This is a genomic window from Nocardia donostiensis, assembly GCF_002081715.1.
GTDB classification, from domain to species: domain Bacteria; phylum Actinomycetota; class Actinomycetes; order Mycobacteriales; family Mycobacteriaceae; genus Nocardia; species Nocardia donostiensis.
The window spans coordinates 82,614-108,909 of the sequence record NZ_MUKP01000010.1; the positions used below are offsets into that span (position 1 = coordinate 82,614).

At 65.3% G+C, this 26,296-nt stretch carries 21 protein-coding genes; 5 read left to right on the forward strand and 16 right to left on the reverse strand.

Annotation, left to right across the window (positions count from 1 at the left end; genetic code table 11):
• Positions 1-229 precede the first annotated feature (229 nt).
• The gene (locus B0T44_RS27960) at positions 230-3,616 is read left to right on the forward strand and encodes a nucleotide-binding protein (protein WP_254854114.1); all 3,387 of its coding nucleotides are present in this window, start codon (positions 230-232) and stop codon (positions 3,614-3,616) included.
• A gap of 90 nt (positions 3,617-3,706) precedes the next feature.
• Here the strand turns inward: B0T44_RS27960 and B0T44_RS09325 are convergent, their stop codons facing one another.
• On the reverse strand, positions 3,707-4,207 hold the full coding sequence (locus B0T44_RS09325; RefSeq protein WP_077114469.1) for a DUF4254 domain-containing protein: 501 nt from the start codon (positions 4,205-4,207) through the stop codon (positions 3,707-3,709).
• 171 nt (positions 4,208-4,378) lie between these two features.
• On the opposite strand from B0T44_RS09325, the gene B0T44_RS09330 reads away from it, so the two are divergent.
• Positions 4,379-5,188, forward strand: coding sequence for a GntR family transcriptional regulator (locus B0T44_RS09330; RefSeq protein WP_077114467.1), 810 nt, complete (start codon positions 4,379-4,381; stop codon positions 5,186-5,188).
• A complete protein-coding gene (locus B0T44_RS09335; RefSeq protein WP_077114465.1) occupies positions 5,185-5,772 on the forward strand; it encodes a GNAT family N-acetyltransferase in 588 nt (195 codons plus the stop codon). The genes B0T44_RS09330 and B0T44_RS09335 overlap by 4 nt, the downstream gene beginning before the upstream one ends.
• Before the next feature lie 88 nt (positions 5,773-5,860).
• On the opposite strand, the gene eccCa is transcribed toward B0T44_RS09335, so the two are convergent.
• The 3 genes from eccCa to eccD are packed head-to-tail and all read right to left on the reverse strand — an operon-like array spanning position 5,861 to position 12,885.
• Positions 5,861-9,982 (reverse strand): type VII secretion protein EccCa, encoded by a 4,122-nt coding sequence (gene eccCa / locus B0T44_RS09340; protein ID WP_077114462.1) that lies wholly within the window; start codon positions 9,980-9,982, stop codon positions 5,861-5,863.
• A gap of 3 nt (positions 9,983-9,985) precedes the next feature.
• The gene (gene mycP / locus B0T44_RS09345) at positions 9,986-11,398 is read right to left on the reverse strand and encodes a type VII secretion-associated serine protease mycosin (RefSeq protein WP_077114743.1); all 1,413 of its coding nucleotides are present in this window, start codon (positions 11,396-11,398) and stop codon (positions 9,986-9,988) included.
• 14 nt (positions 11,399-11,412) lie between these two features.
• Positions 11,413-12,885 (reverse strand): type VII secretion integral membrane protein EccD, encoded by a 1,473-nt coding sequence (gene eccD / locus B0T44_RS09350; protein ID WP_077114460.1) that lies wholly within the window; start codon positions 12,883-12,885, stop codon positions 11,413-11,415.
• Between the two features lie 119 nt (positions 12,886-13,004).
• On the opposite strand from eccD, the gene eccA reads away from it, so the two are divergent.
• Positions 13,005-14,822, forward strand: a complete 1,818-nt coding sequence (eccA, locus tag B0T44_RS09355; protein WP_077114458.1) for a type VII secretion AAA-ATPase EccA — start codon at positions 13,005-13,007, stop codon at positions 14,820-14,822.
• A 42-nt stretch (positions 14,823-14,864) separates the two neighbouring features.
• Here the strand turns inward: eccA and eccB are convergent, their stop codons facing one another.
• Positions 14,865-16,301: a type VII secretion protein EccB gene (gene eccB / locus B0T44_RS09360; RefSeq protein WP_342749189.1), complete on the reverse strand. Its 1,437-nt coding sequence runs from the start codon at positions 16,299-16,301 to the stop codon at positions 14,865-14,867.
• 138 nt (positions 16,302-16,439) lie between these two features.
• On the opposite strand from eccB, the gene eccE reads away from it, so the two are divergent.
• A complete protein-coding gene (eccE, locus tag B0T44_RS09365) occupies positions 16,440-18,158 on the forward strand; it encodes a type VII secretion protein EccE (protein WP_077114456.1) in 1,719 nt (572 codons plus the stop codon).
• Between the two features lie 72 nt (positions 18,159-18,230).
• On the opposite strand, the gene B0T44_RS09370 is transcribed toward eccE, so the two are convergent.
• The 11 genes from B0T44_RS09370 to B0T44_RS27085 form a co-directional block, all read right to left on the reverse strand.
• Positions 18,231-18,545, reverse strand: a complete 315-nt coding sequence (locus tag B0T44_RS09370) for a hypothetical protein (protein ID WP_077114454.1) — start codon at positions 18,543-18,545, stop codon at positions 18,231-18,233.
• Between the two features lie 38 nt (positions 18,546-18,583).
• Positions 18,584-18,883 (reverse strand): WXG100 family type VII secretion target, encoded by a 300-nt coding sequence (locus B0T44_RS09375; protein WP_077114453.1) that lies wholly within the window; start codon positions 18,881-18,883, stop codon positions 18,584-18,586.
• A gap of 80 nt (positions 18,884-18,963) precedes the next feature.
• The gene (locus B0T44_RS09380; RefSeq protein ID WP_077114451.1) at positions 18,964-19,755 is read right to left on the reverse strand and encodes an ESX secretion-associated protein EspG; all 792 of its coding nucleotides are present in this window, start codon (positions 19,753-19,755) and stop codon (positions 18,964-18,966) included.
• Positions 19,752-20,726: a PPE domain-containing protein gene (locus B0T44_RS09385; RefSeq protein WP_077114448.1), complete on the reverse strand. Its 975-nt coding sequence runs from the start codon at positions 20,724-20,726 to the stop codon at positions 19,752-19,754. The genes B0T44_RS09380 and B0T44_RS09385 overlap by 4 nt, the downstream gene beginning before the upstream one ends.
• Positions 20,727-20,738: 12 nt before the next feature.
• Positions 20,739-21,038 carry a PE family protein gene (locus tag B0T44_RS09390; protein WP_077114446.1) on the reverse strand — a complete coding sequence of 100 codons (300 nt, stop codon included), beginning with the start codon at positions 21,036-21,038 and terminating at the stop codon, positions 20,739-20,741.
• Between the two features lie 13 nt (positions 21,039-21,051).
• Positions 21,052-22,374 carry a hypothetical protein gene (locus B0T44_RS09395; protein WP_077114445.1) on the reverse strand — a complete coding sequence of 441 codons (1,323 nt, stop codon included), beginning with the start codon at positions 22,372-22,374 and terminating at the stop codon, positions 21,052-21,054.
• On the reverse strand, positions 22,371-22,628 hold the full coding sequence (locus B0T44_RS09400) for a hypothetical protein (protein ID WP_081511848.1): 258 nt from the start codon (positions 22,626-22,628) through the stop codon (positions 22,371-22,373). The genes B0T44_RS09395 and B0T44_RS09400 overlap by 4 nt, the downstream gene beginning before the upstream one ends.
• A gap of 181 nt (positions 22,629-22,809) precedes the next feature.
• The gene (locus tag B0T44_RS09405; RefSeq protein ID WP_254854113.1) at positions 22,810-23,097 is read right to left on the reverse strand and encodes a YbaB/EbfC family nucleoid-associated protein; all 288 of its coding nucleotides are present in this window, start codon (positions 23,095-23,097) and stop codon (positions 22,810-22,812) included.
• A gap of 8 nt (positions 23,098-23,105) precedes the next feature.
• Complete coding sequence (locus tag B0T44_RS09410) at positions 23,106-23,420, reverse strand: hypothetical protein (RefSeq protein WP_077114439.1); 315 nt, start codon at positions 23,418-23,420, stop codon at positions 23,106-23,108.
• A 142-nt stretch (positions 23,421-23,562) separates the two neighbouring features.
• Positions 23,563-24,351: an ESX secretion-associated protein EspG gene (locus tag B0T44_RS27080; protein WP_077114437.1), complete on the reverse strand. Its 789-nt coding sequence runs from the start codon at positions 24,349-24,351 to the stop codon at positions 23,563-23,565.
• The gene (locus B0T44_RS27085; protein WP_175647904.1) at positions 24,348-26,273 is read right to left on the reverse strand and encodes a hypothetical protein; all 1,926 of its coding nucleotides are present in this window, start codon (positions 26,271-26,273) and stop codon (positions 24,348-24,350) included. Before B0T44_RS27085 ends, B0T44_RS27080 begins: the two co-directional genes overlap by 4 nt.
• Between the last annotated feature and the right edge of the window lie 23 nt (positions 26,274-26,296).

The following is a 26,296-nucleotide window of genomic DNA, read 5'->3' on the forward strand; positions in this document are numbered from 1 at the left end:
ACCTCCGAGACGACCCCCAAAAGCTCGGAGCCGAAATCCTGACCGGTAGCACGCGAACAGGCGGCGCCTGGATGCACCGCCGCTCAAGCTTACCGGCAGGTATCGGATGGGGCAAAAAGACCCCACTGCAACAGCCTGTTCGCCGCGTCACTCCCTGCCCCCCCTGAAGGGGCGGCACGGTCGCGTAAACTGATCATGCCCGAGGCCAAGCAGACCAGGAGGGGGACGTGTGAGCCGTAACAACGACGGCCTCCCCATGCTGCCACCATGGTTGTCCGAGAGTGACGTCACCCAGACCGGCCAGGTCCACGTCGGTTACGAAGCTCCGGTACAGAACCTTCCCCACGAAGAACTCATCGAGGAAACTCCCGCAGCTCCCGCAGCCAAGAAGGGCCTTTTCAAACGGCGTGGCGCCGAAAACGACCGCCCCGACCCCGGCTCTCGCCAGGAGAAGCGCCGCAAGGGCCGACGCCGTGACAAGGGCGACAAGGGCAACGAACTGTCCCTGCAGGATCGCGTCGGCGAACTGCTGCCGAACCAGCACCAGAGCGGTCGCGCGCGTCCCGACGATCATTGGGGTGCGCCGCGGCCCGAAACCCCTGATGCGGCGCAGCAGTACCCGGGCGGCCCGACCCCCGACGGGAGGCTCGGTCAGGGCGGTCGATGGCAATCCGGCCCCGCGGAAACGCTTCCGCCAGCTCCGCCCCAGCAGGCGCACCCGCCGGTCGCGCCCGACCAGTTCCAGCACGATCCGTATCAGAGCGGTGCGGGCGGAGGTGGGCCACGAGGCGGCTTCCAGGCACCGGCCCCAACCTCCGGACCGCAGCACAGCGGCGAACACGCGCTGCCGGACCTGCCGATACGGCAGCCGAGCCAACCGGCCGACGGTTTCCGTCCGCTCGGCGCGCGACGCTCCACCGAGCCGGAACCGCCACAGGAAGCAGCGTCCCGCTTCGCTCAGCGCCCCGACCTCCCGCCACCACCGCCGCTGCCCGACCAGCCTCCGACCAGCCAGGCCGCGAACCAAGGCCAGGTCACGAGCGATCCCGCGCTCCAGGGCGAGCACACCGGACCTCCCACCGCGCACGGCGACCATGTCGCACCCGCGGGCCAGACCCAGGGCTGGTCGGCGTCCTCCCAGGGTGGCCACGCGGAAGCGTCGGGGCTCCAAGGCAGGCCCGCGGTAGGCGGCCCGGCGGCCACGAGCGAACACTCGGAGCAGGGCATGCGCCCGCCGAGCACACCGGCCACCGACGGCGACCACGGTGTTGGCGTAACCGGCCCGGCGTCGATACCGCAACAATCGGCGTCCCATGAGGACGGCCCCCGCGGGCAGAGCGACACGGCCCCGGCGACACCACCCGAGCCCGCTCCGGCGCACGGATCGGACGCACCGCCGCCCTGGCTCACGGCCCCGGATGGCTCCGCAGCCGAGGGGCAGGCGATATCCGAGAGCGGAACGGCGCGAACGGAGACCGACAACGCATCGGCGGCCCCCGCCCAACCCGTGGTGCAACAGCCGCTGCAGCGGCTGCCCGATCTTCCGCTGCCGCAGGAGTCGGCCGCGCTTCCGGATCCGGAGGACAACACAACAGCTGACGCTGCGGGTACCGAATCACCCGCGAACCAGGTCGGCGCAGCGACCCCCGCCCCCGGACCGGACAGCCCGTCCGCGCGTACAGACGAGACCGATTCGGGTGTCGTCCACGATGAAACGAGCACACCCCCGGTTCGCACACCGCTTGCTGATCAGCAAGCGGCCGCGCCGGCAGTGAACCCGCCGGTGCCGCCGCGTGATTCCACTACTGCGGCAGCACCGGAACAGCACGCCCAGCAGATTCCCCCCGTGGCGCCCGGCCCAGCCCCGGCTCCCTCGGATAACGACCGTGGGTGGACTCCACCGCCGATACCGGCCCCGCCACAACAGCCGGGCCCATCCCAACAGCCGAGCACGCCCCAACCACAGGGCTCAGTCCAGCCGAGCCCGACTCACCAGGGACCGTCGCAACCCCAGCAGGGCACAACACAGCCGCGGCCGTTCCCGCAGCAGGGCTCGGCCCAGCCGAACCTCGCTCAGCATCACAGCTCGCCTCAGCACCCGGTCGCACCGCAGCAGCAGGGCCGACCCCAGGAGCAGATTCCGCAGGCATCCACCCCCGGCCCGGACGGCACGCCTGCTCCGATCGGTCGGCCGATCAGCAGCGACGACTGGGTCGGCGTCCCACGGGCAGGTAGCGATCCTGGTCCGGGTACCGGCGGGGAGCGGTGGGGCGGTCCGCCGCACTCCGGTGACCATCGGGTCGCGCCCATGCCACCGGGACAGCCCCCCGGCCAGGGGCAGCAGTTCCCGGCTCGAGCTCCGGAAAGCGGCGTGCCGCAGGCCGCGCAGTGGGGTATGCCCGGCGACCAGCGTTCCGCGCCGGACCAGCGCGCGGTGTCGCAGCATCAGGGCACGCAGCAGCCGAATACGGCACCGCCGGTCCAGCAGTGGAACAGCAGTGCGCCCGCCCAGCAACAGCAGTGGCAAGGCCAGGCCGGCCAGCAGGGCTACGGACCCGATCGAACCGCGCAGGGGCACGCGGGGCCAGGTGGTCAGGCGGGGCAGGGTCAGCAATCGTCCCCGGTCGGCGGCCAATGGCAGACCCCAGGACCACACGGACAAGCGGGACCGCCTTCGGCATGGGGCGGGCCGCCCTCGCTGGACAATGTTCCCCTGCGGCGGGCGAAGAAGGCGCCGAATTCGGGGTGGCGCAAGGCGGTGCATCATGCATCCCGCGGCGCCATCAACCCTGGGCTTTCCGCCGAGGAGCGTCGCCTGCAGGAACTGGTGGCGCGCATCAGGCAGCCGGTTCGTGGCGACTACCGCATAGCGGTGCTGTCGTTGAAGGGCGGTGTCGGCAAGACCACCACCACCATGGGTCTCGGTTCGACCTTCGCGTCGATCCGCGGTGACCGGGTGATCGCTGTGGACGCCAACCCCGACTTCGGCACCCTGTCGCAGCGGGTGCCGTTGCAGACCAGGTCCACTGTGCGCGATCTGCTGCTCGATCCGGCGATCCAGCGTTACTCGGATGTGCGCAGGCATACCTCGCAATCGGGAAGCAGGCTGGAGGTGCTTGCCAGCGAACGCGACCCGGCGGCATCGGAAGCGTTCAGCGAAGAGGAGTACCGCTCGGTCGCGCGTATTCTGCAGCGGTTCTACAACATCATCCTCACCGACTGCGGTACCGGCCTGATGCATTCGGCGATGGCGGGTGTGCTCGATCTGGCACATTCGCTGGTGCTGATCTCCTCCCCCGCGATCGATGGCGCGCGCAGTGCCGCGGCCACCCTGGACTGGTTGTCGCTACACGGCCACGACCATCTGGTGCGCAATGCCGTGGTGGTGATCAATTCCCCGCGTGCAGGCTCGCCGAATGTCGGTATCCAGCAGTTACGTGAGTACTTCTTGACGCGTTGCCGGGCGGTACACATCATCCCATTCGACCCGCATATGTCTGAGGGGGCGGAAATCGACCTCGCCCGCTTGCAGAAGCAGACCAAACGGGCATATGTGGAACTCGCGGCGACGGTGGCCGACGATTTCGCCACTGATCACCGGCGCTACCAGGGTTGAGGTCCGAGCTCGGTTCGCCTCGGCATCCGAAAGACCGGCCCCCGCCAGGATCAGCGGGGACCGGTCTTCGTCAGCAGCACTGCAATGCGCTCACCATTCGGGAAGACGCCGCCTGCCTGCGAGCACGTCGCGAACCAGATCGTCGTAGGCGTCGGTCAATTCGGCCAGATGATGCCAGGCGCCGTGTAGGAGTTCGTCATCGGCGTCCAGAGTCATCAATGCGTGATGAGCGCGCACCGATGCCTCCGCCAAGCGGTCGATGACCGCGCCGATGGTTTCGGTGTGCAACGTGGCGCCGAGCCGGTGCTGCGGTACGTTGCGCACCACCCAGTCGTCGATCGCCATCACCAATTCCATTCGGCGGCGCTCGATTTCGATCAGCCGGGCGGGATCGGTAACGATCGATCCGCCGCGGCCGACGAGCCGCCGCTCGTGTAGCACCGCTAGGTCGCGTGCATACCAGAGCAGTTGGCCGCCGATGACTCGATGGCCTCTGCACGCTCTGACCAGTAGATCTGAGTTCGGTAACGGACCGGGAAATCCGGCTTCCGTTACCGGTTCGACACCCCCCTGGGCGCCGGGAATAGCCATTACGACTGTTGTATCCGAACCTGCCACGGTTGCCTCGCCGTCAGTAGCCGCACAACACCGGATCAGTACGTTCATTACAATAAACCTCCGAAGACACCTGTCAAGCGTTATCGGACCGAAGAAAGCCGAAACGGGTACACTTCAGTACCTGCAGACCAACCGAGGAGCAAGATGGCGGACGGTCCGACGTATCTCCGGATCGCAGACCTCCTCCGCGAGGAGATCCGCGCAGGCAGATGGAAGCCGGGGGATCGACTGCCCAGCCATGCCGAACTGGCCGAGCAGATGCAGGTCTCCATCACCACCGCTCGCAATGCGATTCAAGTGCTCGTCACCGAAAATCTGGTCTATACAGCTACTTCCCGGGGAACGCTGGTCCGAAACCAGGAAGTGCTGGAATCGGTGGTCACCGACCATATCCGGCCCAACCGCCCGCGTGCCGCGCACGACATCTTCGAAGAGATCGCCCGCGCCGCCGACAGGGAGCCGTCCAAGGAGTTCAGCGCCCGGATGGAACCGGCCGACCCACAGGTGGCGCAGTGGCTCGACATCCCGGTTGATTCGTGGGTATTGGCCCGGACCGTGGTGCAATATCTCGACAATGAGCCCTGGTCGTGGGAGGTGAGCTTCTATCCGCGGGATCTGGCCGAGGCCACCGGGATCGACTCGCCGCACGATATCGCCGAAGGAACCACCCGCAGGCTAGCCGATCGCGGTCACGGCGAAACCGCGCACCGCGATACCGTCGTCGCCCGCCCCGCCTCCGCCGAAGAAGCCGCGGTACTCGGGGTAGCGACCGGCACCGTACTGCTCGACCATCTGCGCATCGGCGCCAACCACAACCGCGTCACCCGCGCCACCAGGCATCGCTCCATCGCCGCCAGCAATCGGCTGGCATACGAACTGGGCGACGAGGAGGGCACCGCGGTGATCCGGCGGGTCCTCGGTGGCGCCTATCGTCCGGGTATCGCGCGCCCATGACGGTGGTCATCCGTCCAGCGCTACTCGGCGACCTCGCCCTGATCTGTCATCTGCGCATCCAGCGCACGGCGTGGTTGTCGGCGCGCGGCTCGGATCAGTGGACCGTCAAGGGCCGCGGACTACCCATCGAACAGTTCGCCCAAGCCGTGGGCCAGTCCCTCGACCGCCGCGAAACCTGGATCGCGGAGGTGCACGGCAGGCCTGCGGGCACGATCACGGTGAACCACCGTGCTGATCAAGGCCTTTGGACGCTCGACGAGCTCGACGACGCGGTGATCGTCCATTTCATGATCGTCGACCTGCGGTTCGCCGGACTCGATATCGGTGGCCGCCTACTGCGCCACGCCGCGACACTCGCCCGAGAGCGGAACCGAAACTGGGTACGGCTGGACGCCTGGACCACCAACAGCGAGCTGCACGCCTACTACCGGCGGGCTGGCTTCCAACTCGTCAGGATTGCGGGCCCGGCCCACCACGGACCTTCCCGCGCACTGTTCGAACGCCGAGCCGACAGTTGGCCGCCGTTACCGCATCGGCGAAGGCTGTCGCCGCCACGAATCGCTTACTCGCCCGTCGTCGGGTAGCCGCGCCTACCGTCCTTCCGCCGCCAGAGACGAGCCACTCGTTACGTCCGGACCACCCGCCACGTCAGAGCGATGTTCACATTGCTCGCTACACCGGCGGCAGGTAAGCCACCTGGACCATTTCCGGCTCAGCCCTGCTGCGGGAAACGAGGTTACCTCTCCCAGGAGGGAGTTTCGTTGCACGAATATCGCCGAGGAACTTGCCTTCGTCCTTGGGGGCACTCATGAGCAGCGCATCGACCGAAAGGTCCTTCATCCGGCCGAGCACCTTGTCGTACAGCGCACGCGCCGCTCCGCCAGAGCGACGGGCGACGATCAGGTGCATACCGACATCACGTGCTTGCGGCAAGAATTCGAGTAGCGGCTCCAATGGGTTCTGACCCACCGCGACCATATCGTAGTCATCGACAATGATGTAGATTTCCGGGCCGCTCCACCAACTGCGCTCACGCAACTGCTTCGGAGTGATATCCGAGCCGGGCATCCGCTTGGTCAGGTAGCCCGCAACCTCCTTGATCATGGGGACCGATGTCTGCGATGAGGTCGAGTAACCGGCGAGCTGATCACCCTCGATGACGCCGAGCATCGTACGCCGGTAGTCGATGAGGATGACCCGCGCTTGGTCGGCGTTGGAATTCTCGACCAAACCCATGACGATATTGCGCAGCAGCGTCGTTTTACCGCACTCGACGTCGGCGAACGCCATCAAATGCGGTTGGGCATCGAAATCCAGCACGAGCGGCTGCAGTTCGGACTCGCCGATCCCGACTGCCACACGGGTCGGCCCGAGCTGGATCCCGTGCCCACGAACAGCTGCCAGCACCTGTTCGCGTGGTATTTCCAGCGGAAGCATACGCACCTGCGGTGCTCGCCTCCCAGCACCGTAGAGCTCATTGAGCTGCCGCTTCGCGGCACCGACTCCCTCCGGGAGCGTATCCGGGTCGGAGTCGGAGTCCAGTCGAGGCAGCGCGACGAGCATATGCAGGCGATCGGGCGTCAACCCACGCCCCGGCCGTCCCAAGGGGACCAGCACCGCAGTACGCCGATCCATCTCGGACTCCGACGGGTCGCCCAGACGCAACTCCAGCCTGGTGCCGATGAGATCCTTGACAGCAGGACGGATTTCGGCCCAGCGATTAGCCGACAGCATCAGATGAATGCCGTAGGACAGGCCTTGGGAAGCCAGTGCGTTGAGCGCAGGCTCTAGCGCGTCGAATTCGGCGCGAATGGTCGGCCACCCGTCTACGACGAGGAAAACATCGCCGAACAGATCCTCCGAGAGCGGGTCGGCGGACCGTTCGGCCTCGGACAGTTGACCGAGGCGTGCCTTACGCCTGCGGAATTCGGTGATCGATTCGATACCGAGGTCGCGGAAACGTTCCTCGCGCTGATGCAGCAGTGTCGTCATCTCGGCGATGGTGCGGCGCACCCGATCCACTTCCATGCGCCCCGCTACCGAACCCACATGCGGTAGATCGGCCAAGCCGGCCAGCGTGCCGCCGCCGAAGTCCAGACAGTAGAACTGGACCTGCTCGGGTGTGTGGGTGGCCGCCGCGGCCATGATGACGGTACGCAGAGCCGTCGATTTGCCGGACTGCGGTCCGCCCACCACGGCCAGGTTTCCCTGGGCACCGGACAGGTCGATGATCAGTACGTCGCGGCGCTGCTCGTAGGGTTTGTCGATGACGCCGATCGGCATCCATAGCTGCCCATGACGGTTCGTCGGGGACTTCCAGTCGGGATCAGGGAGCAACATATCCACCGACGGCGATTCGTCCAGCGGCGGTAGCCATACCTCATGTGCCGGCCGTCCGTGCCCGGTGAGCCTCCCGACGACCACCTGTAGCAGCGTCGCGGGCACACCTTCGGCCGGAGCCGTGGATGCGTCCGGCTCGGCAACGCCCGGCGGCGGCGGTAGCTCCAAACCGTTCGGGGCAGGCGGCAGTTCGGGCAGGCCACGGCTAGTGGCACCGGCACCGGCACCGGCACCGGCACCGGCACCGGGGGTACCCGCGGATACCGGGGCTGCCACCTCCCCCGCGCGGAAGACCAGTGGAGACTGGCCGCCGACGGTACGTCCGTCGATTCGCTGACTGCCGCGTGGAGAGACATACGGCCCGGAGACATACGCCGCGTTGAACCGCAGCGGGTCATCGGCATCGCTCTTCAGATACGCCGAACCGGGCACACTCGGCAGATGGTAGGCGTCGGTAATGCCAAGCACCGCGCGCGATTCATTGGCCGAGAACGTACGCAAGCCGATGCGGTAGGACAGGTGGCTGTCCAGCCCACGCAGTTTGTTCTCCTCCAAGCGCTGGGAGGCGAGCAGCAGATGCACCCGCAGCGACCGGCCGAGTCGTCCGATCATCACGAATAGGTCGGCGAAATCGGGCTTCTGGGACAGCAGTTCGGAGAACTCGTCGACCACGATGAACAGTGCGGGAAGCGGATCCAGCTGTGCGCCCGCAGCGCGTGCCTTCTCGTACTCGGTGACATTGGCGAAATTTCCCGCGGAGCGCAGCAGTTCCTGTCGGCGATTCAACTCACCCGCCAGCGCATCTCGCATCCGGTCGACCATCGAGAGTTCTTCCTCGAGGTTGGTGATGACCGCTGCCACATGAGGCAACGAATCCAGACCGAGGAAGGTGGCGCCGCCCTTGAAATCGACGAGTACCAAATTCAACAGGTCGGGCGAATGCGATGTCACCAGCGAAAGCACCAGCGTCCGCAGGAATTCCGATTTGCCGGATCCGGTCGCGCCGATGCACAACCCGTGTGGTCCCATACCGTTCTCGGCGGACTCCTTGATGTCCAGCTCGACCGGTGTGCCGTCCGGCGTTACCCCGATCGGTACGCGCAGCCGCTCACGGTCGCTGCGGGGACGCCAGACAACAGCGGGATCGATCTGTGCCGCATCGGGCACCTTCAGTAGCGACATCAGGCCCGTGACAGTGCGGGTTTCGTCGCCGAGGCTGACGATCTGAGCCGCTGTCGCGACCCGATAGCGTGCCAGCTTCCTGGCCAGGGCTGTCGCCTCCGCGGTGGTAACCGTATCCGCGGTGGCGAACTCCTCGGTGCCCGCCGCCGATTTTGCCGCGACCATTCCGCCCTTGACCACCAGTTGCAGTCCGCGGCGGACTGCCAGCCCGGTTTGTGGTGCGGTCAGGTCGAGGACGGTGACCGAGTCGAGCCCCGCGTCGCTGACGATGCGCTCGGTGCCGCTGACGTACCCGTCATCGATTACTACCAGCAGGTGCACCCGGCCCGCGGTCGGTTGCGCATTGCGCATGAAGCGACCACGTTCCAGTAGCTCGGCGGCCATGGCGGTTTCGAGTTCGGCCAGCGATTGGTACATCATCCGCCGAGACCCCAGCCCGTCCCGGTCGACCGGGTGCTGCAGATGCGGCAGCCATTTCGCCCATTCCCATGTCGCATCGTCCGGGTCGGCGCAGATGATGGCGACCGCGGTGTGGTCCGGCCCGTGCAACGTGGTGAATTCCATCAACATCGTCCGGACCAGAGTCCTGGCCTCGGCAGCGTCGCCTTCGATGTTGATCGCGGGAAAAGCGCGCAGCGAGATCGCGGTAGGCAGGTTGTGTACTACCGAATGGGTACGGACGAACCGACGCAGCGCCACCGTGGACACCGGCTCCAGGTCTTCCAGTGGACCGGTTTCGGGCCGAGCCAGCTTGGTCGCCAGGCGATGACTACCGACTCCGACCCGCACATGCCCGAAATCCGGGTCGTTCGGTCGCCGTTCCCACATCCGCCGGGTGCCTACGAGCGATTGCAGGTCGGCGGGCTCGGGATGACTCCACGTCAGCGCTTCCAGCTGGGAACGACCGGTTTTGCCGACGTCTTTACGCACCTGGTGCAGGTAACGGAAGTAGTCCTTGCGCTCCTCGTTGAGTTCGGCGGCCATCTTCGTGCCACCACCGCCCCGGTAGCCCGCCATCATGCCGACCATCGACATGATCATCATCATCGGGAACATCATCATGAACGGGTTGGTCAGCAGGCTCCGGCCCATCACGACCATCATCGCGATCATGCCGACCACGGCGAAGACCATCACGACGGGCATCAGCTTCATGAGCAGCCCGGTGGGTACAGCTCGAGGAATCTCCGGCGGCGCACTGAGCGCCACCTCACCGCCGGGTGCACGGGGCGGCGCAATCCGCGGACGACGCACAAATCCTTCGGTAGCCATGCCCTACAATCCTTCTCCGGCTTCGGTAGCCTCCGCTGGGTCGACACTGCCGCGTTGGGTGCGGAACGGAATGGACAACGCGTATCCGATGCCGAGTAGCGCGAGCAAGACGATCGTCCCGATAGTGGCCACTCTGCGCGGGGCAGGATCGATGTACGGTGTGGGCGCAGGTGCAGGCAGGGCACGGGGCACGTCGGCGCCCTCTCCGATCGGCTGTGGGGGTAGCTGTGCGGTGAGGGCCGCAAGTGGGTCGACCAAACCGGCACCGACTCGGTCGTTTCGGCCGGTCCCCGGTTGCATCGCCGTCCGCGTTATCCGGTCGATCACCTGCTGGGCCGACAGCTCGGGAAATCGGGCTCGGACCAGCGCGGCAAGGCCGGAAACGAAAGCACTGGAAAAACTCGTCCCGTCAATGGTTCCGATACCTTCACGGGTCTGGACGGAATCAACCAGACCGGTGCCGCCGGGTTTACTGTCCAGCGAGACGATGCCGCGGCCCGGGGCTGCGACCCCCAACCATGGGCCGTGGATAGAGAATTCCGACGGCTTTCCATCGGCTTCCACCGAGGCCACCGAAAGCACGTAGGGGCTGAACCGAGCTGGGCTCACCACGGTCCGGACCGCACCCCATCCCACCCCGCTGTTCTGCTCGCCGCAGCTGCCACCCTGCTGAAGGTTACCGGCGGCGGCTACCACGACCACATTTCGATCGTAAGCGTATTTCACCGCGGCACCGAGCGCCGCGTCCGCGGTATCCGAACCCGCAGGCGCACAGGCGACTTCGGATATGTTGATCACGGTTGCCCCCAGGTTGACCGCACGGATGACCGAGGCGGCCAGGGTGAGCACATTCCCGTATCCGGCTGAGGCGATTCGCCCTGGCTCGTCGTTGCTCGCTCGTTCCTTCGCCTCGAAGGCGAGACTGAGCTGCCGGATGGCGATGATCTGGGCGTCCGGCGCGACACCTGCGAACCCATCGTCCGGGCTCGGCTGCGCAGCGATCACACCCGCGACCAACGTGCCGTGTCCGTCGCAGTCGGAGGTGCCGTCCGAATTCGATACGAAATCTCCGCCCGGCACCAGCGTGGGCAGCCGTGGATGCCGGTTCACGCCCGTGTCGATCACCGCGACCTTCTGGCCGGCACCGCGACTGAACTGCCATGCGGCAGGAAGGTCGAGAAGCCGTTGCGGCAGTGGCGGATCCTTCGGCGGGGCGCCACTGAGTATCGGCTCGGCGCATACCGATCTCTGCTCGGTCGCCTCGGGCGGCCCGCTCTTGGCTTCAGCGGCTATCGCTGCCCCGAGAGCCGCTTCGTCGATTGCGGGGGGCCCGGATGCGGAAGCGGGGGCAGGCAATCCGATCGCGCTGAGACCGAACACCAGCACCGCAGCGCCCAGCCGTAACGGAATGTTCATGAAACCTGCCCTGATCACAGGTTCCTTGCCGCCGAGTAGATATCCATGATCCACAACACCAGCGGAATGACGGTGACGATCAGGAGGTATTCGATGATCTCGCCCGTCCTGCGCATCACCGGCGACATTTCGGTGTGCGGCGCAATCACACCGAAGCCCAGCGCCACCACCGTCATACCGAGTACTATCCCGGCGATCGGCACCAGGTCGGCCGGTTGGCCGAGAGCCAACCCGATCAGCACCGCGAGCAGGGTTGCCGCGCCACCACCGATCAGCACACATGCCTGGACCAGATCCGCGAACGAACGCCCGCGCAGGCACAGAATGACACCGACGACCACCGCGAGCGCGATGCCCTGCCAACGCGCCGACCCCATCGGGTCGGCCGCGAGGACTGCGCCGAAGCCTGCCGCGAGGACGCAACCGAGTAACAGGCCGGTTTGGTATCGGTTTGCCGCGTTCGCCCGTAATTCCAGACCCGCCGCAGACGGTAGTGCGGTCGCGCCGATCGCGCCGATGTCTTCGATAGTCGGCCGCGGCTCGTGGTCGGCGGGGTCGATGGCGGCACCAGCGGTAGGCACCGGCGGTATCGGCAGCCGCGCGGCCGCCACCGCGATCCGCGGCGCCAGGGTGATGACGATCAACGCGACGACGAGAATTCCCGCGGCGATCTTCGGCACCTCGATGCCCCACACCATGCGCACAAAAGCCGCGATCCCCCCGAGCGATACCGTGGTGATGGTCGCGGCACACAGCATGGCGCCGACACCGGTGACACTGTAGGCAACCGCAGCGACGACCAACGCCGCGGCGCAGGCGAACAGCAGGTGTGGGGTGCCCGGATCTCCTGGCACGAACAACATCGCAGCCGCGAAAAACAGCAGTACCGTATACAGCGACAACATGACCGAGACAAGTACGGCGGCATATCTCCGGACCGCGATCACGGCTGTGGCCAAGGCCGCGATACCGGCACCCAGCGGGATGAAGCCCAGGTACACTCCCGCACCGTCCTGCTTCGCCGCCGTGAGTAGTCCGATAGCCGCGAGCACCCCGACGAGTGCTGTGATCAGGCCCGTCCAGCGCGCCGCGGCCGGTGACCAACCGCGGAACGATTCCGTCGTCAGCTTGGAGACGGCGTCGATGACGTCATCGAACAGTGCGGGCGATTCCTTTGCTGTCACCGAACGAAGCACGAGCAGCTCGCCGTCGAATACCTCGGCATCGATCAAGGTTTGGTTCGGCGGTATCGGATCGCGACCGATACGGGCAAGCGACCAATGCGCCATGCGCGGTGGTGCGCCACCATCGTGTTCGGTGAGGTCCGGAGTACGGGATTCGATGAGATCGACCACATCTGTAATGAACGTGGCGATCGGTATCGTTGCAGGCAACCCCAAATCCACCTGGGTGTTGCCGCCGATTATCGAGACTCGACACAGATCCGGATCAGCCGCCTCCATGCCGCTGGTCGACGACTCGCTCACGAGCTCTCTGACTCCCTAGGTTCATGCTGTCGAGCTGGTAACGCCATCAATCTATACCCAACGCACCCGGTATGCTAAGCGAGAACTGGCAATTTCCGTAGGCTTTGGGGGCTACCCGCATGACCGGCAACCGCCAAGCACAACGCGCCTTCGATGCCGGCGTGTTGTCATTGGGTCTCTCCGTCGACGGACAGGAATCCGTCCGAGACCTCGAATACGCCAAGTTGGCGTTCACCCGGGCAACCGAGTGGGACCCCGATATGTGCGACGCTTGGCTCGGCCGGGCCACGGCGGGCGAGGTGACCCGCGAAGTCCTGTTCAATTTGCACCGGACGAGCTCCACTTCCCTGCTCCGGGAACAGCGGCGCCTCGGACTACGCCCCCGCGAGCTGGGAGGGCGATTCGTAGTCGATCAGTACATCGATTACCCGCTGGCGAGCTATACCGAGATCTGGCTGGCCCAGGCTTCCTTACTGATCTCCGAGGGCGCCTACGACGAGGCCGAGCGTGTACTCGACGAATTGGCCGACCATCGGAAATCCCAGCTCTCCCATCCCGAACGCGATATCGATGACCGCATCTGCGCCTATGTTCGCGCGACGATGCATTACCGAACCCAACGCTGGTCCGATGTGATGACGGTGCTGGCTGGCTCGGCGGAATGGGACGATCCGTTCATGGCCGCGGCCGCACACGTGATGGTCGGTACCGCATGTGCCCAGCTCGGTCTGTTCGGTGAGGCGATCCGCCGCATGGAACAGGCCGAACAGGGGCCCATCCCCTCGGCCGCTCTCACCGCCCGGTTCTGCCGGGGCCTGTGTCTGCGCGAAACCGGCAACGAGACCGAAGCGCAAGCGATCTTCGAGAAGGTGTATTCGGAAGCGCCGGATTTCGAGGCCAACACCAAGGCCATGCGGGACCGCAAGTATCGCCTCACCATCACCACCCAGGAGCAGATAGACGCACGCACCGACCGTTGGGACCCGGCGTCGGCGCCCTCGACCGAGCAGCTCGACCGTGAGGAACGCGACGACAAGGCCAAGCTGGTTCTCGCGGCCGCGCGGGCCGAACTCGACGCCCAGATCGGGCTGGCGGCGGTCAAGACGCAGGTGGCCAAGCTACAGGCCACCGCTCAACTGGCGAAGATCCGTGCCACCAAGGGCATGGCCAGCGTGCCGCGCGGTCAGCATCTGGCCTTCACCGGGCCACCCGGCACCGGCAAGACCACGGTCGCCCGGGTCGTCGCCAAGATCTACTGCGGATTGGGCCTGTTGAAGACGGACTCGCTGGTCGAGGCCAAGCGCGCCGACTTCGTCGGTCAGCACCTGGGCAGTACCGCGATCAAGACGTCCAAACTGATCGACAGCGCCATGGACGGCGTGCTGTTCATCGATGAGGCCTACACCCTGATCCAGACGGGCCTGCAGGGTGGTGACGCGTTCGGGCGTGAAGCAGTGGATACCCTGCTCGCTCGGATGGAGGACGACCGCGACCGGCTTGTGGTCATCATCGCCGGGTACGACGGCGAGATCGATCGGCTACTCGCCGCCAACGACGGTCTCGCCTCCCGATTCGCCAAGCGGATCAAATTCGATTCCTACACCCCCGACGAACTGGGCGCGATCGGGCAGTTCATGGCGCGCAAACGAGATTCCGAACTCGCCGACGACGCATTGGCCCTGCTCACCCAGGCCTGCGCAGAACTCTACAACCAGGAAAGTGCCGACCAGACCGGCCAAGCACGGCGCGGGATCGATATAGCAGGGAACGGGCGTTTCATCCGCAACGTCATCGAGACAGCCGAGGAAGAACGTGAGTTCCGACTTGCCAACGATGAGAACGTGGACCTGAACAATATCGACGAAGCCATGCTCATGCGTATCGAAGCCGATGACATGCGCAACGCCCTGTCCAGCGTTCTGTCGACCTTGCGTTGAGCCCGGCGGGCGGATCTCGCTGTCGCGGCAGTTCGGTGGTGGTCAGCTCCCCATTGGAAGCGTGTCGTGACGCACCCTGGCGTCCAGCACCGACAGCGTCGGTCCCGGAACGAGCTGACCGACGATCGGCCAGGGGGCAAGTCGCGGCTTCTCCTCCAACCCCAGTATCGCCGCGGTTTCCGTGTCAGGAACCCCGTAACGAACACCGTTGTCGCCCACATAGAACAGGCTTCCGCGGCGTGGGCTGTCCGGGTCCATAGCAGTGGTCTGGACATACTCGCCAGTGCTCGGCGGGATGTAGGCGGCATCGAGGCGGTCACCGCCGCCGTCCGCTGTCGCGAGTTCGACCGGCACCGTCGAGGTCGGCAGCGGCAGCTCACGCCCCGCCAGGATCGACACGGTAGGCGCGGGTCCTTCGGTCTCCGCGGCCCAGGAGATACATCCAACCGGAGCATCCTCCGCAGCGGTGACTGTCGGGGTTTCCCAGGGGAAATGCTCGACCGCAAGCGAATCGCGCACCGGGACATCGATGAGCCGGTCCGGCGGGACCGTGGTGATCTCACTCATGCCCTGCGAATTAGCGCTGCGGATCACCTCGGCAGCAAACGGCGATACCCGCTGCACGCCCTCGCGTAGCACCACGTACAGCTCCTCGGAGCTCACACCGCGCACTCGAACGACGCCACCGACCGGAATATCGGACAGCCGGCCCGGCCCGGGTTCGCCGACGTGTTCGATACGCGGCGGCGACAACGCGGGCACCTGTGTTGCGGCATTCAACAGTCCGGCGCTGATCGGTCTGGGCTGCGCGTTGTGCAATCCGAGTGACTTGGCCATCACCGAATCCTTGGGATCCACCTCCGCGCGTTTACCGTCGAACAGCAGAAACGTCTTGTCTTCCCGCGTCACCAGCAGCGCTTCCGCGGAATGTATCGGCCTGGCCGCGCCCTCCTCGTCGCCCAGCCTGCCTGCGATCACCGTGGAAGTTGCCCCCGCCGAACCGATCACGCTGCCCGCGGTCGACAACTCGACGGTATCGCACAATGTCCAGATCGAGCGGGCGCCCGCCGAGGATCCGGGAAGTGCGGCAGGCGCGCCGGGGATACCGACCAGCGGCCCGCGCGCCAGATCACCGAGCTTGGATTCTTTCACCGATGTCGGGGACTCAGCGCTCTGGGTGACCAACCGGGCCGATGCCAGGTTCAGCACAGGATAGAGGGTGCTATCGATAACGGCGTACAGCGCGCCGCTCTCCTTGGCCATCACGATCTTCGAGTCGCCGACGGCGCCCTGCGGCCGCAGGAAGGCCATGATCGCCGCGCCGGCTACGACCAAGATACCCAGCACCGCACCGACGAGCAGCGACCGGGACTGCGATCGCATCGGGTCGTGCAGCATCCGCACATCACGACGAACCAGCGCGTGCTCATAGCGACGCAGCAGAAACCGGTACCCGTTGACCTGGGCACGTGTTGTCAACTGGGCCGGCACGTAACCTCCGAACGAAACACATGATGAATCGAGATGGTGCCGGTGCACGCGCTCGTTCTTCGAGAGCGCCACCAACTCAGGGGACTACAGTAGCGAAGCCAGGGAAGTTCAGTCCATGATGAGGCCATGGCGACAACGACAGCCGACCCGGTGGCGCAGATTTCGGCCCTGCCGCTGAGTTCACCCCAGCACTGGTTGTTCCGGATGCTTCCGCTACGCCACGTGGTTCCTGTCCTGCTGGTCGCGAACGCGATAGCGTTGATCGCGATCGCGTCGGGGGCGCCGATTTACGCCGCCGCGGTCGGCGGTGCTCTCATCGTGCCGATCGCGCTCGTACCCTTCCGCGGAACCTGTCTGGCTGCCTTCATCGCCGACGAGTTCGCCTTCCGGTGGCACGGGTTACGACACCGGTCGACCGGCGACAACCATGCCCCGTTCGATGTGCCGGTGCCCGGTGGCGGCAGTTACGGCATGCGCTGGGACGGAGAGCGGTTGATCACCATGCTGCGCATCGACGCTGCGCCACACACCGTGACGCTGCTCAGTCCGAGCGGCCTGAACACCGGCGATATGGTTCCGCTACCGGAGATTGCTCGCTGCCTGGATCAATTCGATATCGAACTGGCCTCGATCGATGTGATCAGCACGGGCGCGCGCACCTCGGATGCGGGGCCGGTCGCGCGCATCTACGAGCAGATCCTCGGCCCGCTGCCCGCTGTCGCACATCGGACAGCCTGGGTGGTGCTACGGCTGGATCCGCTGGCCAACGCGCCAGCGGTAGACCGGCGTGGCGGCGGTTCGACCGGGACCCTGCGCTCCGCGATCGTGGCCACCCAACGCGTGGCAAACCGTCTCGCCGCCCACGATCTGACCGTGTCGGTGCTGTCCGCTGCCGAGATCACCGCTGCAGTACACCAGCTCACCCACAACGCCGACCTCACTCAGCTGACCGAAACACCGCACGGCGTCGAGTACAACGGAATACATTTCGTGACCTACCGGATGACACCGGAGGCGCTCGGCCCCCGCGGGCTCGCCGAGGTCTGGGCTACCCCGAGCCTGTCGACAACGGTAACCCTGCGGCTGCGCCGGGCGACCGGCGCACCGGCCCATCAGCCACGCACCGGCCCCGCCACCATCTCGGTGTCCGCGTCCGTACGATTCGACGCACGCGACGAGCCTCCCCGGATATCGGTCCCAGGTCTGCTGCCGATATCCGGCAAGCAACGCCGCGCCCTGCTGGATCAGCTACCGATCAGCAGCCGGGGGCCTGGACTACCGAGCGAGGACTATCTGGGCACGCCGGATTCACTGTCCGATCTGCTCACCCCGGTCATCGGCTGCGGACAGGTGATCGGCGCCGATTCGTCCGGGCAGGGCGTGGCACTGCCACTGGTGGGTCAGTATGTGCGTCGGGTCGAGATCGTCGGCGAGCTGCTCATCGCCAAACAGGTGATTCTGCGCGCGATCGCGCTCGGCGCCACCGTCGTGGTGCACACCAATCGTCATGAAGCCTGGCGCTCCATGGTGGACAGGGTGGGCGCGCCACACGCGTTGTCGCTGGCGTCGTGGTCGGCCGGGTCTCAGCAGGCCAGTTCGTATCGATCCGCGACCGTGGTCTTGTTCGACGGCATTCCACCGACTATGCATCACTCCGATGCCACCGTTATGGTGCTGCGCGCCACGCGGGGCGACGACACCTTCAACCCGGACGTCGTGCTGGTCGAGGACCCCCAGACCGCGAGCCTGGTCACCGTGCACACAGCCGACGACACCACGACGGTGCATATGGTCGCGACCCCGGATGAGATGCGCTATTTGTACACAGAAATCGCAGCCGCCTGAGAGTCACTGCGCTCGATACGACAAACCCCGGCCCGCTGAGACCGGGATTTGTCGGTAATTGACCGCCAGAATTCAGAAAGCGTTGTACACCTTCATGTCTGCGGCCTTGGCGTTATTGAACGCAACATCGATGGCGTCACGAAGTTTCTCCAGATGCGTATGGGTGTCGCCGAGTTCGCCGCCGTTACCATCCGCACCGATCAGCAGGTCCATCCGGGTCTTGAACGCTTCGCCCGCATCGTTGTCTTCCCAAGCAACCCTGATCAGCTTGTCTCTGGCCGCCACCAGCGCGTCCTTGAAACCGTTCAGGTCCTTGTAGTAACCATCCATCTCGCTGATCAACCGCTGATGAACAGCATTGGTGTACAGCATCCTATCGTCGACCATGTCGTCCTCTCTTGCAGATTGTCCTGAAAATTTGTTCGTCAGATGAGGTTGGTCAACGCTTCGACGTTTGTCGGGTCGACCTGTTTGTAGGTCGTATTACCTTCGAACACTTTTTCCTTCACCGCTTCGATCTTCTGATTGATTCGTCCGGTTTCTTCCTGCCAGCTCTCCGAAGCCCGCTGACCGGCAATGGCAGCCTCACCCTGCCAGCCCGCGCGGGCGGCGTCGAAGGACTCCTGCACTCTGCCGATCGTCGTCTGGATACCATTGATGGCGTCCAGGAATTCGTTGATTACGTCGGAAGCTTCCTTGTCGCTATAGCTCTGCTGGTCAGCCATTGTTCACTTTCTCCATGTCTTCTCGCAGTGGTGTTCTTGGCTTCTTCGCGTCGATCGATTCGTCATTCCGATGGTGTCGACTAGGGCAACCACCTTCCTCCGGGCAACGATTCGGTGAGCGCGGCAACAGCCTGCGCGACCCGGTGATCGGTGCCCGAGCCGAAGGTAGACCAGACCTGCCGGTCCGGGGCAGTACCGGGGCTGGCGACGATACGCCCTCGTGAGGTGTCGTAAACAGCCACCGCTCCTGGTGCTCGCGTGGTCACTCCGCCGTCGTAGGCAATCGCCACGATCTCGGCGTGCGCGCGGCAACTCGACAGTGCCAGACCGAATTCGATGGCATCCCGTTCGTCTACACCGAGCCCATGAAAGATCCGGGTGTAGTCGCTGGAACCATCGGCTTCGTCCAGGCGTTGCCGTAGTTCGTGGGCGGGTGCGCTGACGGTCGGCACCGGCGCCGCCGGGCAGGGGCCGAGCAGGTCGAGTAACGGCCGAACCAATGTGGTGCCGTTGGAGTCGGCCCAGGTGGTACCAACCATGAGCGTATCGCCGGTACGCGTCGCCACCGCGTGCTGAGTTCCCCGTCGCACCAAGCAGAGCCGCAGTACACCCGATTCGGTGTAGATACGCGCGGCGAGCTCACAGTCGGGCTGGGCGAGAATGCGCAGCGCATCGGCGAGATCGATCGCGACGTCGCCGTGCTGGTCGAGCAGACCGGAACGACGCAGCTCGGTCAGGGCGTCTGCGCGCGCCGCTTCCCAGGCATCGACCGTGCTCTGCTGCGGGCCTATTCCCAGGACGAGCGGCAGCGTCTGCACACCGAGCAGATCCGATAACGCGAGCAGGCCATCGTTGGTCACTGCGGCCGTCATGACGTCTGCTCCGGGGCCGCTGCGCGCGAGGGCGCTTCCACAACACCACCCACCACCGGTGGTGCCGCGTCGACACCGGCCTCGACGTCGAATTCCCGCCCTGGCCGGGTAGATACCGCGCCCGCACGACTCGTCGAATGTGCATCGGTCGAGGCAGCGGCCGGCGCTACACTCGCTCCCGGTATCGTGCTCCGCCCACCGGGCTCGGTGTGCACCGCGGAGGACTGACCAGGCAGCACCGAGGCCTCCGGCACCGAATGGACGACCGTCGGCGCGCGGAAGGCGCCGGGTACGCGGGGAACCGCGCCCGCAACGACCGACCCCGGCAAGGAGAAAGACGGCGTCCCCGGCCGCATCTGCTTACTCGTCGACTGCTCGGCCGCGGCCTGTTCCGCCTCCAGTGCGGCGCTGGTGGCGATGACCGGAGGCTGCTTGTGCTGCCACGGGTCGGCCAGGGGCGTTGTCGCCGACTCATAACTCTGCATAACCCGTGCGGCGCTGGCCTTCGCGATGTCCTGCTCGCCCTCTATCTCGGCGGCAGCCGCGACCAGAGGCGATCCGAGCGCCGCCCCTGCCTGCTCGATACCTTGCTTCAGCTCTTCCAGTGCAGCGATTTCCGCGATATGCGGCATCGCGAGTCTGGCCACCTCGTAGGCCGCCGCCTGATTACCCGCTCTTACCGCGTTCTGGCCGGCGGCTGCGGCCGCTTCGACGAGCCAGTCGCGCAGCTGCGTGATCCGCTCCAGTGCCGGCTCGCTCTCCGGCGAGCGCCATGATTCTCGGAGCGTGGCCACTATGTGTTCGTACTCTGCGACCGCCGCTCCGAATGCTGCCGCCAGGTGCGTCCACGCCACACTGGCTTCGGCCATCGGCGCTGCCCCCGGTCCCGTCGTCAGATCGCGGGACAACTGCTCGGTGGGTCTGGCGGGCCAGACCACGCCGGTGAACCCGATTACCGGAGGTTCGACCACGAACGTACCTCGCTATTGAGTCGCTGCTCTGAAACTGCTCGCGTTGTCGTCGTCCATCCGGACCAGCCCGTCGGTATGGGAACGCAGAGCAGCGGCCAGTTTCCTGATCTCCAGAATGCCCGCGGCAGCCGCTTCGTCGTAGGAAGCGGCGACGCCACGCAGTGTTTGCGCAGCGCGCACCGACACTTCGTCTGTGCCAGCGGGAACGACAGCCAGTGCAGGCGATTGCCGTTGCAGATCGGCTTCCAACCGGGCTGCGAGCGCATCCAACGCTGTCGCCGACCGCCGGGCCCCGGCGGGTTCGAATTCCATGGTCTGCTCCTAATCAGAGGGTGAGCGCCTTGTCCGGCGGGTCGGAATCCGAGGGGGCCGTGACACGTTCGTTCCCGCCGACAACCGGCAGCGAGGCACCTTCGATCTCACCGACCACCTCGTTGCCGTGTTGCTCGGTCACCAGCAGCCCGCGCAGGCCTTCGGTCGACTGTTCTCCAGAACGTGCCGCCATACCCGCTGCACTCGCGGCGCCGCCCACCGGCATCATGCTCGGGCCGGACGTCACACTGCGTGCGGTAGAAGCCGACGAAGACACAGCCGGCTCGGTGCCGACCGGCACGCTGGTTCCGGCGGAGCCGAGGGAGCCTCCTGCCCGCGCACCTGCCCACGGAGTCAACGGGCGTGGCTGGGCGGCAGCGCTGCCGACACCAACACCCCCCGGAGCGCCGCCCGCGGCACCGAGCCCGCCGCGCGCGGCCTCCAGCCGCTCCTTGTCCTCGGGGTCGGTCACCGATTTCGGGAGGTTCAGAGCCGTTTGCGCTTTCTGCAGCGCCTGCGCGCCCGTTGTCGCCATTTGGGTCAACGGTTGAACCAGTTGCATCAACTGCTGGATGGTCTGCGTAGGGTCCACATTCCTCGGCGCACCGGTGACCGGCACCTTGGTTCCGGTCTGGGTCATGGCCCCGCTGTGCACTGTCAATTCACCACGGGTTTTTGCGACAACTGCGGTCGCCTCCGCGAGTGTCTCAGTGGTCAGCGCGACCACGAAGACCTGGCCGGGCGGTGTACCGAGGAAAGGTGCCGATGCCGCGAGCGAGGACATGAACTTCGCGATGATCGCAGACATCATCGTCGCGCCTTGGAACACACTGCCCGCCGCGGCAGTGACACCCGCCGAGGTCTGTGCGCTCTGCGCGGAAATCGCCGCGCCGTCGGCGGCGGCCTGTCCCGCCTTCTCACCCGCCGCGGAAGCCCCCATGCCCTGCCACAGTGACATGGCCATCTGCAGCGCCGACGCACCGAGCGACATCGCTGTCTGCACCACGGTGGACACCTGCGACAGCGCCAGCGCGGGGTCGATCGGAGGCGGCGCCCCGGCCGGATGGGCCGCCGGGGTTTCAGCATCGGCGGGGGCGGCGGCGGGAAGCTGCCCGGTACCGAAACTACTGGCCAAATCGGTGAGTGGCTTGGCAAGCACACTGAGATCGATGACCGGTAGCGGCGGAAGTTCTGGTAGGGGCGGTAATCCCGTGATCTCCGGCAGCGGCGGTAGCCCCATATCCTTCAGCACATCGTTCACCGGCCGATCGAGCATGGGCCCGACCGCGCTCTGGCGTAGAACGTCCAGCACCGACTGGTCGAGAGGCGCTGTCATATGCTTCTGTTGATCGTCTCGAAGTCCGATACCGACGCGGCTTCAGTACTGTCGTACAAGGCGGCACTTTCATGTGCTGCCACCGCTGTCATCGCATGCACATAGGCCAGCTCGGTGGTCGATGACAAATTGTTCGCCTGGGCGACCGCGAAGGCGGCCAGGAAATCCTGGCCGATCAGCCCGAAGACCGGGACCGCAGCAGCGAGGGTAGCGGCTTGATTCGTCGCTCCGGCAACCAGAACATCGGCAGCCATGGTCGCCGATGCATCCGCGTATCGGCGGATCGCATCGGATGTAACTACGAGCTCGTTCATCGGAATCCTCGGTTGCTGGAAGATAATTGATCTATCGTGGAGTTTACCGGCCGTCCGGCCCACTGGGTCAGCGAACGCCCGGCCAATACTCGTCTAACCATCCGTTACGAGCCTCGACCGACTACTCCCGGAGTTCCTCGTTGAATGCGTTGACCAGGTCGCCACGTTCGGCGAAGGCACGCTGCGCCGCCCGTCCGGCCGTGCCGACCAGAACTCGCTCGAACTCCGCAGGCGTCAATTTCGCAATCGCCGTCGACAACGTCAGATCCTGAAGCGTGCCGTTGCCGTCGACCACCACCGTGATCGCGCCGTCCGACGAGGTCTCACGGACCCGGACCTCGGCCATTTGATCGGCAAGATCACGCAACCGGTTCAATGTCCGGTTCGCGCGGGCCTCCAACTCGTCCATCGCCTGGTTCATACCGACCTCAACCAACTCTGCGGTTCGACTTCGTATTCCGCTTCCTCGGCCAGTTCCTGCTGGGCGACGTCTTCCGGTTTCGGCAGCCCGGTCAGCGCCAGGACGTCGCTGGACAGCCCCGCCGCCGCCAACTCCGCTCGGCGCGCCAGTCCCGCTCGGTTCGCCGACTGTCTGCACAATCTGACGATTTCGGCCGCCAACTCCGCCGGCGGGCGGTGCAACTCATCCTGTTCGACCCTGATACCAACGGGCAAACCCTGTTCGGTGGTCTCGATCGAGATCGACCCACTCTTGGACGTGACCGACCACATGTCATCTCTCATCCGCTCGTGCTGCTCGACAAGTGTAGGCCTCTAGACGCACCCGTACTCACCATGTTTGGGAGGTCTGACAACATCTCACATCGTCAGCCCGCCTGCCATGAAGACGCGAGAGAAACCGCGGTGATCGGAGCTAGACTCGCTGATCCTTGATTGCCGATATCACGGTAGCGATCTCGGAGTTCAGTGTTGCCGTCATCCGCTTGGCGTCGGCCCCGCGGGCAACCGGCGGGTTGTCCTCGGTGATCAGGTAGCGGCCGTCGTCGACGAGATCTCGCCAACGAAGGGTGCGGCTGACAATGCCCCGTGGGCCGAATCTCGACCGGCCCTGGACAACCCTGACCACGCCCATCAACGCGGTCGGCGCGGCCAGGAAATCGTCGGAGCGGCGCCCGATCGAGTCATCGAAAGAATCGAACACTTCCGACTCCTGGTAGGAATAGTCGAAACCGGCTTCGGTTGTGGCGGCAGCTGCGAGCACCACTTCAGGGCGTTGCCCTGCTCCGGCTTCGGGTAGAGCCTTCACGACAGCATCGGCCAGCGACAGCGGGTCTATTTCGGTGAACGTGTAACCACCACTGTGTCGCACCGTCTCTCCGGGCAATTGAGTTGCCAGGACCGCACGAGCGTCGAGCCGGGCGGCGATGATGCGGATACAGCTCTTCGGATCCTCGCTGTTGCGGCTGTCCCAGCCGGCCACTTCGAGGCGGATATCCGGCTGGGCGAGCATGTCGAGCACCTCGGAAAAAGAACCGTCCAGCTTCGTTTTCAGGTTTTCCCTGACCTCGCGCTGCTCACGCAGATAATCGTTCCACAGCGGCGTGCGGCTGGTGAACACGAAGGGATGAGGTAAAAAATCTCCTTTCACATCCTCCCAGGCGACAACGAATTCCAGATCGGTGAGTTCCCAGGTCCGATTCATTTCTCCACTACTGGTTTGACGACTCTCGGTGCTTCCCCGAGCGCCTCTTCGAGGTGTTCGGTGGATTCGAGGTAGGTGGGCCGCTTGTGTTCGTTGTCCCCCTGTCCCGCGCCTCGTCCTGGCGCACCGGCGGCACCCGGAGAGCCCGGCATACCGGTGAGCGGGGTCATACCTGCGCGCCCACCCCAGGTAGTTCCGGCCGGACCAGCGGCGATGTTTGCTCGTGGGAACAGTTTCGATGTCTGACTCAGTTCTTTGGCCACGGGGCTCGACCCCACCCCACCGCTCACGTTGCCACCTGCACCCGCGGTGCCACCCAGTTTGGGAAGGCCCGTTTTGGGATCCACACCCGCGGGCAGGCCCGGCATTCCAGCTTGCCGCGCCGCCTGTTGCATACCCGACATCGCCTGCTGCGCGGCCTGTTGCGCAGCCGACATCGCTTGCTGTAGGCCCTGTTGTCCGGCGAGCCCGGCCTGTTGAGCAGCCTGTTGCGCCGCCTGTTGAGCTGCCTGATCCGCGGCCTGTCGCTGCGCTGCTGCCTGTCGCTGTGCCGCTGCCTGCTGATCGCGCTGAAACTGAGCGTCCGCAGCCCGTTGCCGTGCCACCTCCTGCGCTGACGGGCCAGTTGCCTGCGAGGGAGTTTGCTGACCGATCGAGGACACCGGCCCCTGCCATGTCGCATTCCCACCGATCGCTGGACCGATACCGGGGCCAGTGCCAGGGCCGAGGCCGGGACCAGTGCCAGGGCCGGTGCCAGGACCGAGGCCGGGACCACCCGATGTGGTCGATGGCCCGGAGTCGCCCTTCAATCCTCCAGACACCGGACTCTTCGGGAAGGGAAGATCCGGCACGGAGCTATCGGATTCGGGAAGGCCGACAAGATACGTGTTCTTGAAATTCGCTCGATAAATAGGAGTCTGGTCAGGATATTCGGTACCCACCGGAGCGCCGGCTCCCGGTGCCGATACCACGGTCCCCGACGGCTGCTGTATTTCTTGCCCGGACATGTCCTGGGGGCTGGTCGGCATGCTGGACTTCGTGAGCTGCAGCCACCCTGCGGTGTACGAGAGGTTTGCGCCGATCAGGCCCATTTTCTCTCTGAGGTCCTGAGTGTCGTTCACATACTGATTCGTCGCGCTTCCCGCGGCAGCTGCACCGTCGCTGTGCCATTTTCCCCCATTCGTCACCGCACCGACGTCGTTGACGAAAGTCGTGAACACGTCGTCCAGTTCCCCGGCCATCCAGTTCCACAGGCCCGCACGGTTCGCAGCTGTTTCCCAATCGATCTCCTGACCGATGGAGTAGAAACGGTTGTAATCCCACGCCTGTGGGTTTTCACCTTCCGCGGGCGTCCCAAGGAATTTGCTTCCCGAATAGCCTTTCAACTTCTTGGGAAGGTCTCCCACGAACGCGCCGTTGGCGTATCCGTTGGGGTTTTTGATCTTTCCGTCTTCTTTTTTCTTCCAGCCCAAAAACCCTGGCGAGACATACTGCGCCTCAATCGATTTCGGATCTTTTTTGAACGTCCCCGGCTTATCTGTTATCGGCGGTATGTCGTTCAATGATCGGATTCGGTCGAGCTGCTCCGCGCTGTCGACCTCGGCCCTGATGTACGCTTTCCCGGCGGCAAGGAAGGTGTCCGCCATGTCTCGTTGTATTGCGAGATGATCCTTCAGAATATCGTCGAGCACTTCCGCGCTTTTGACGAATTTCTGAGCAAGCGTATTGCTCGAGCCGAGGCTGGGCGCGAACGCGGCCATATCGGACAGCCGAGCGATATGCGCCCGCAACGCAAGAAGACGACCGACCACGGCATTGGTCGCTTTGATACAGTCGTCGACAGCGCTGTCCTCCAGCTGCAGCATGCCACTGGACGCCATGTCCTTCAGATTCCCCCACGACGGTACGTCTGTCGGCGCCACGGGTGACTCCTCACCTCTCGAGA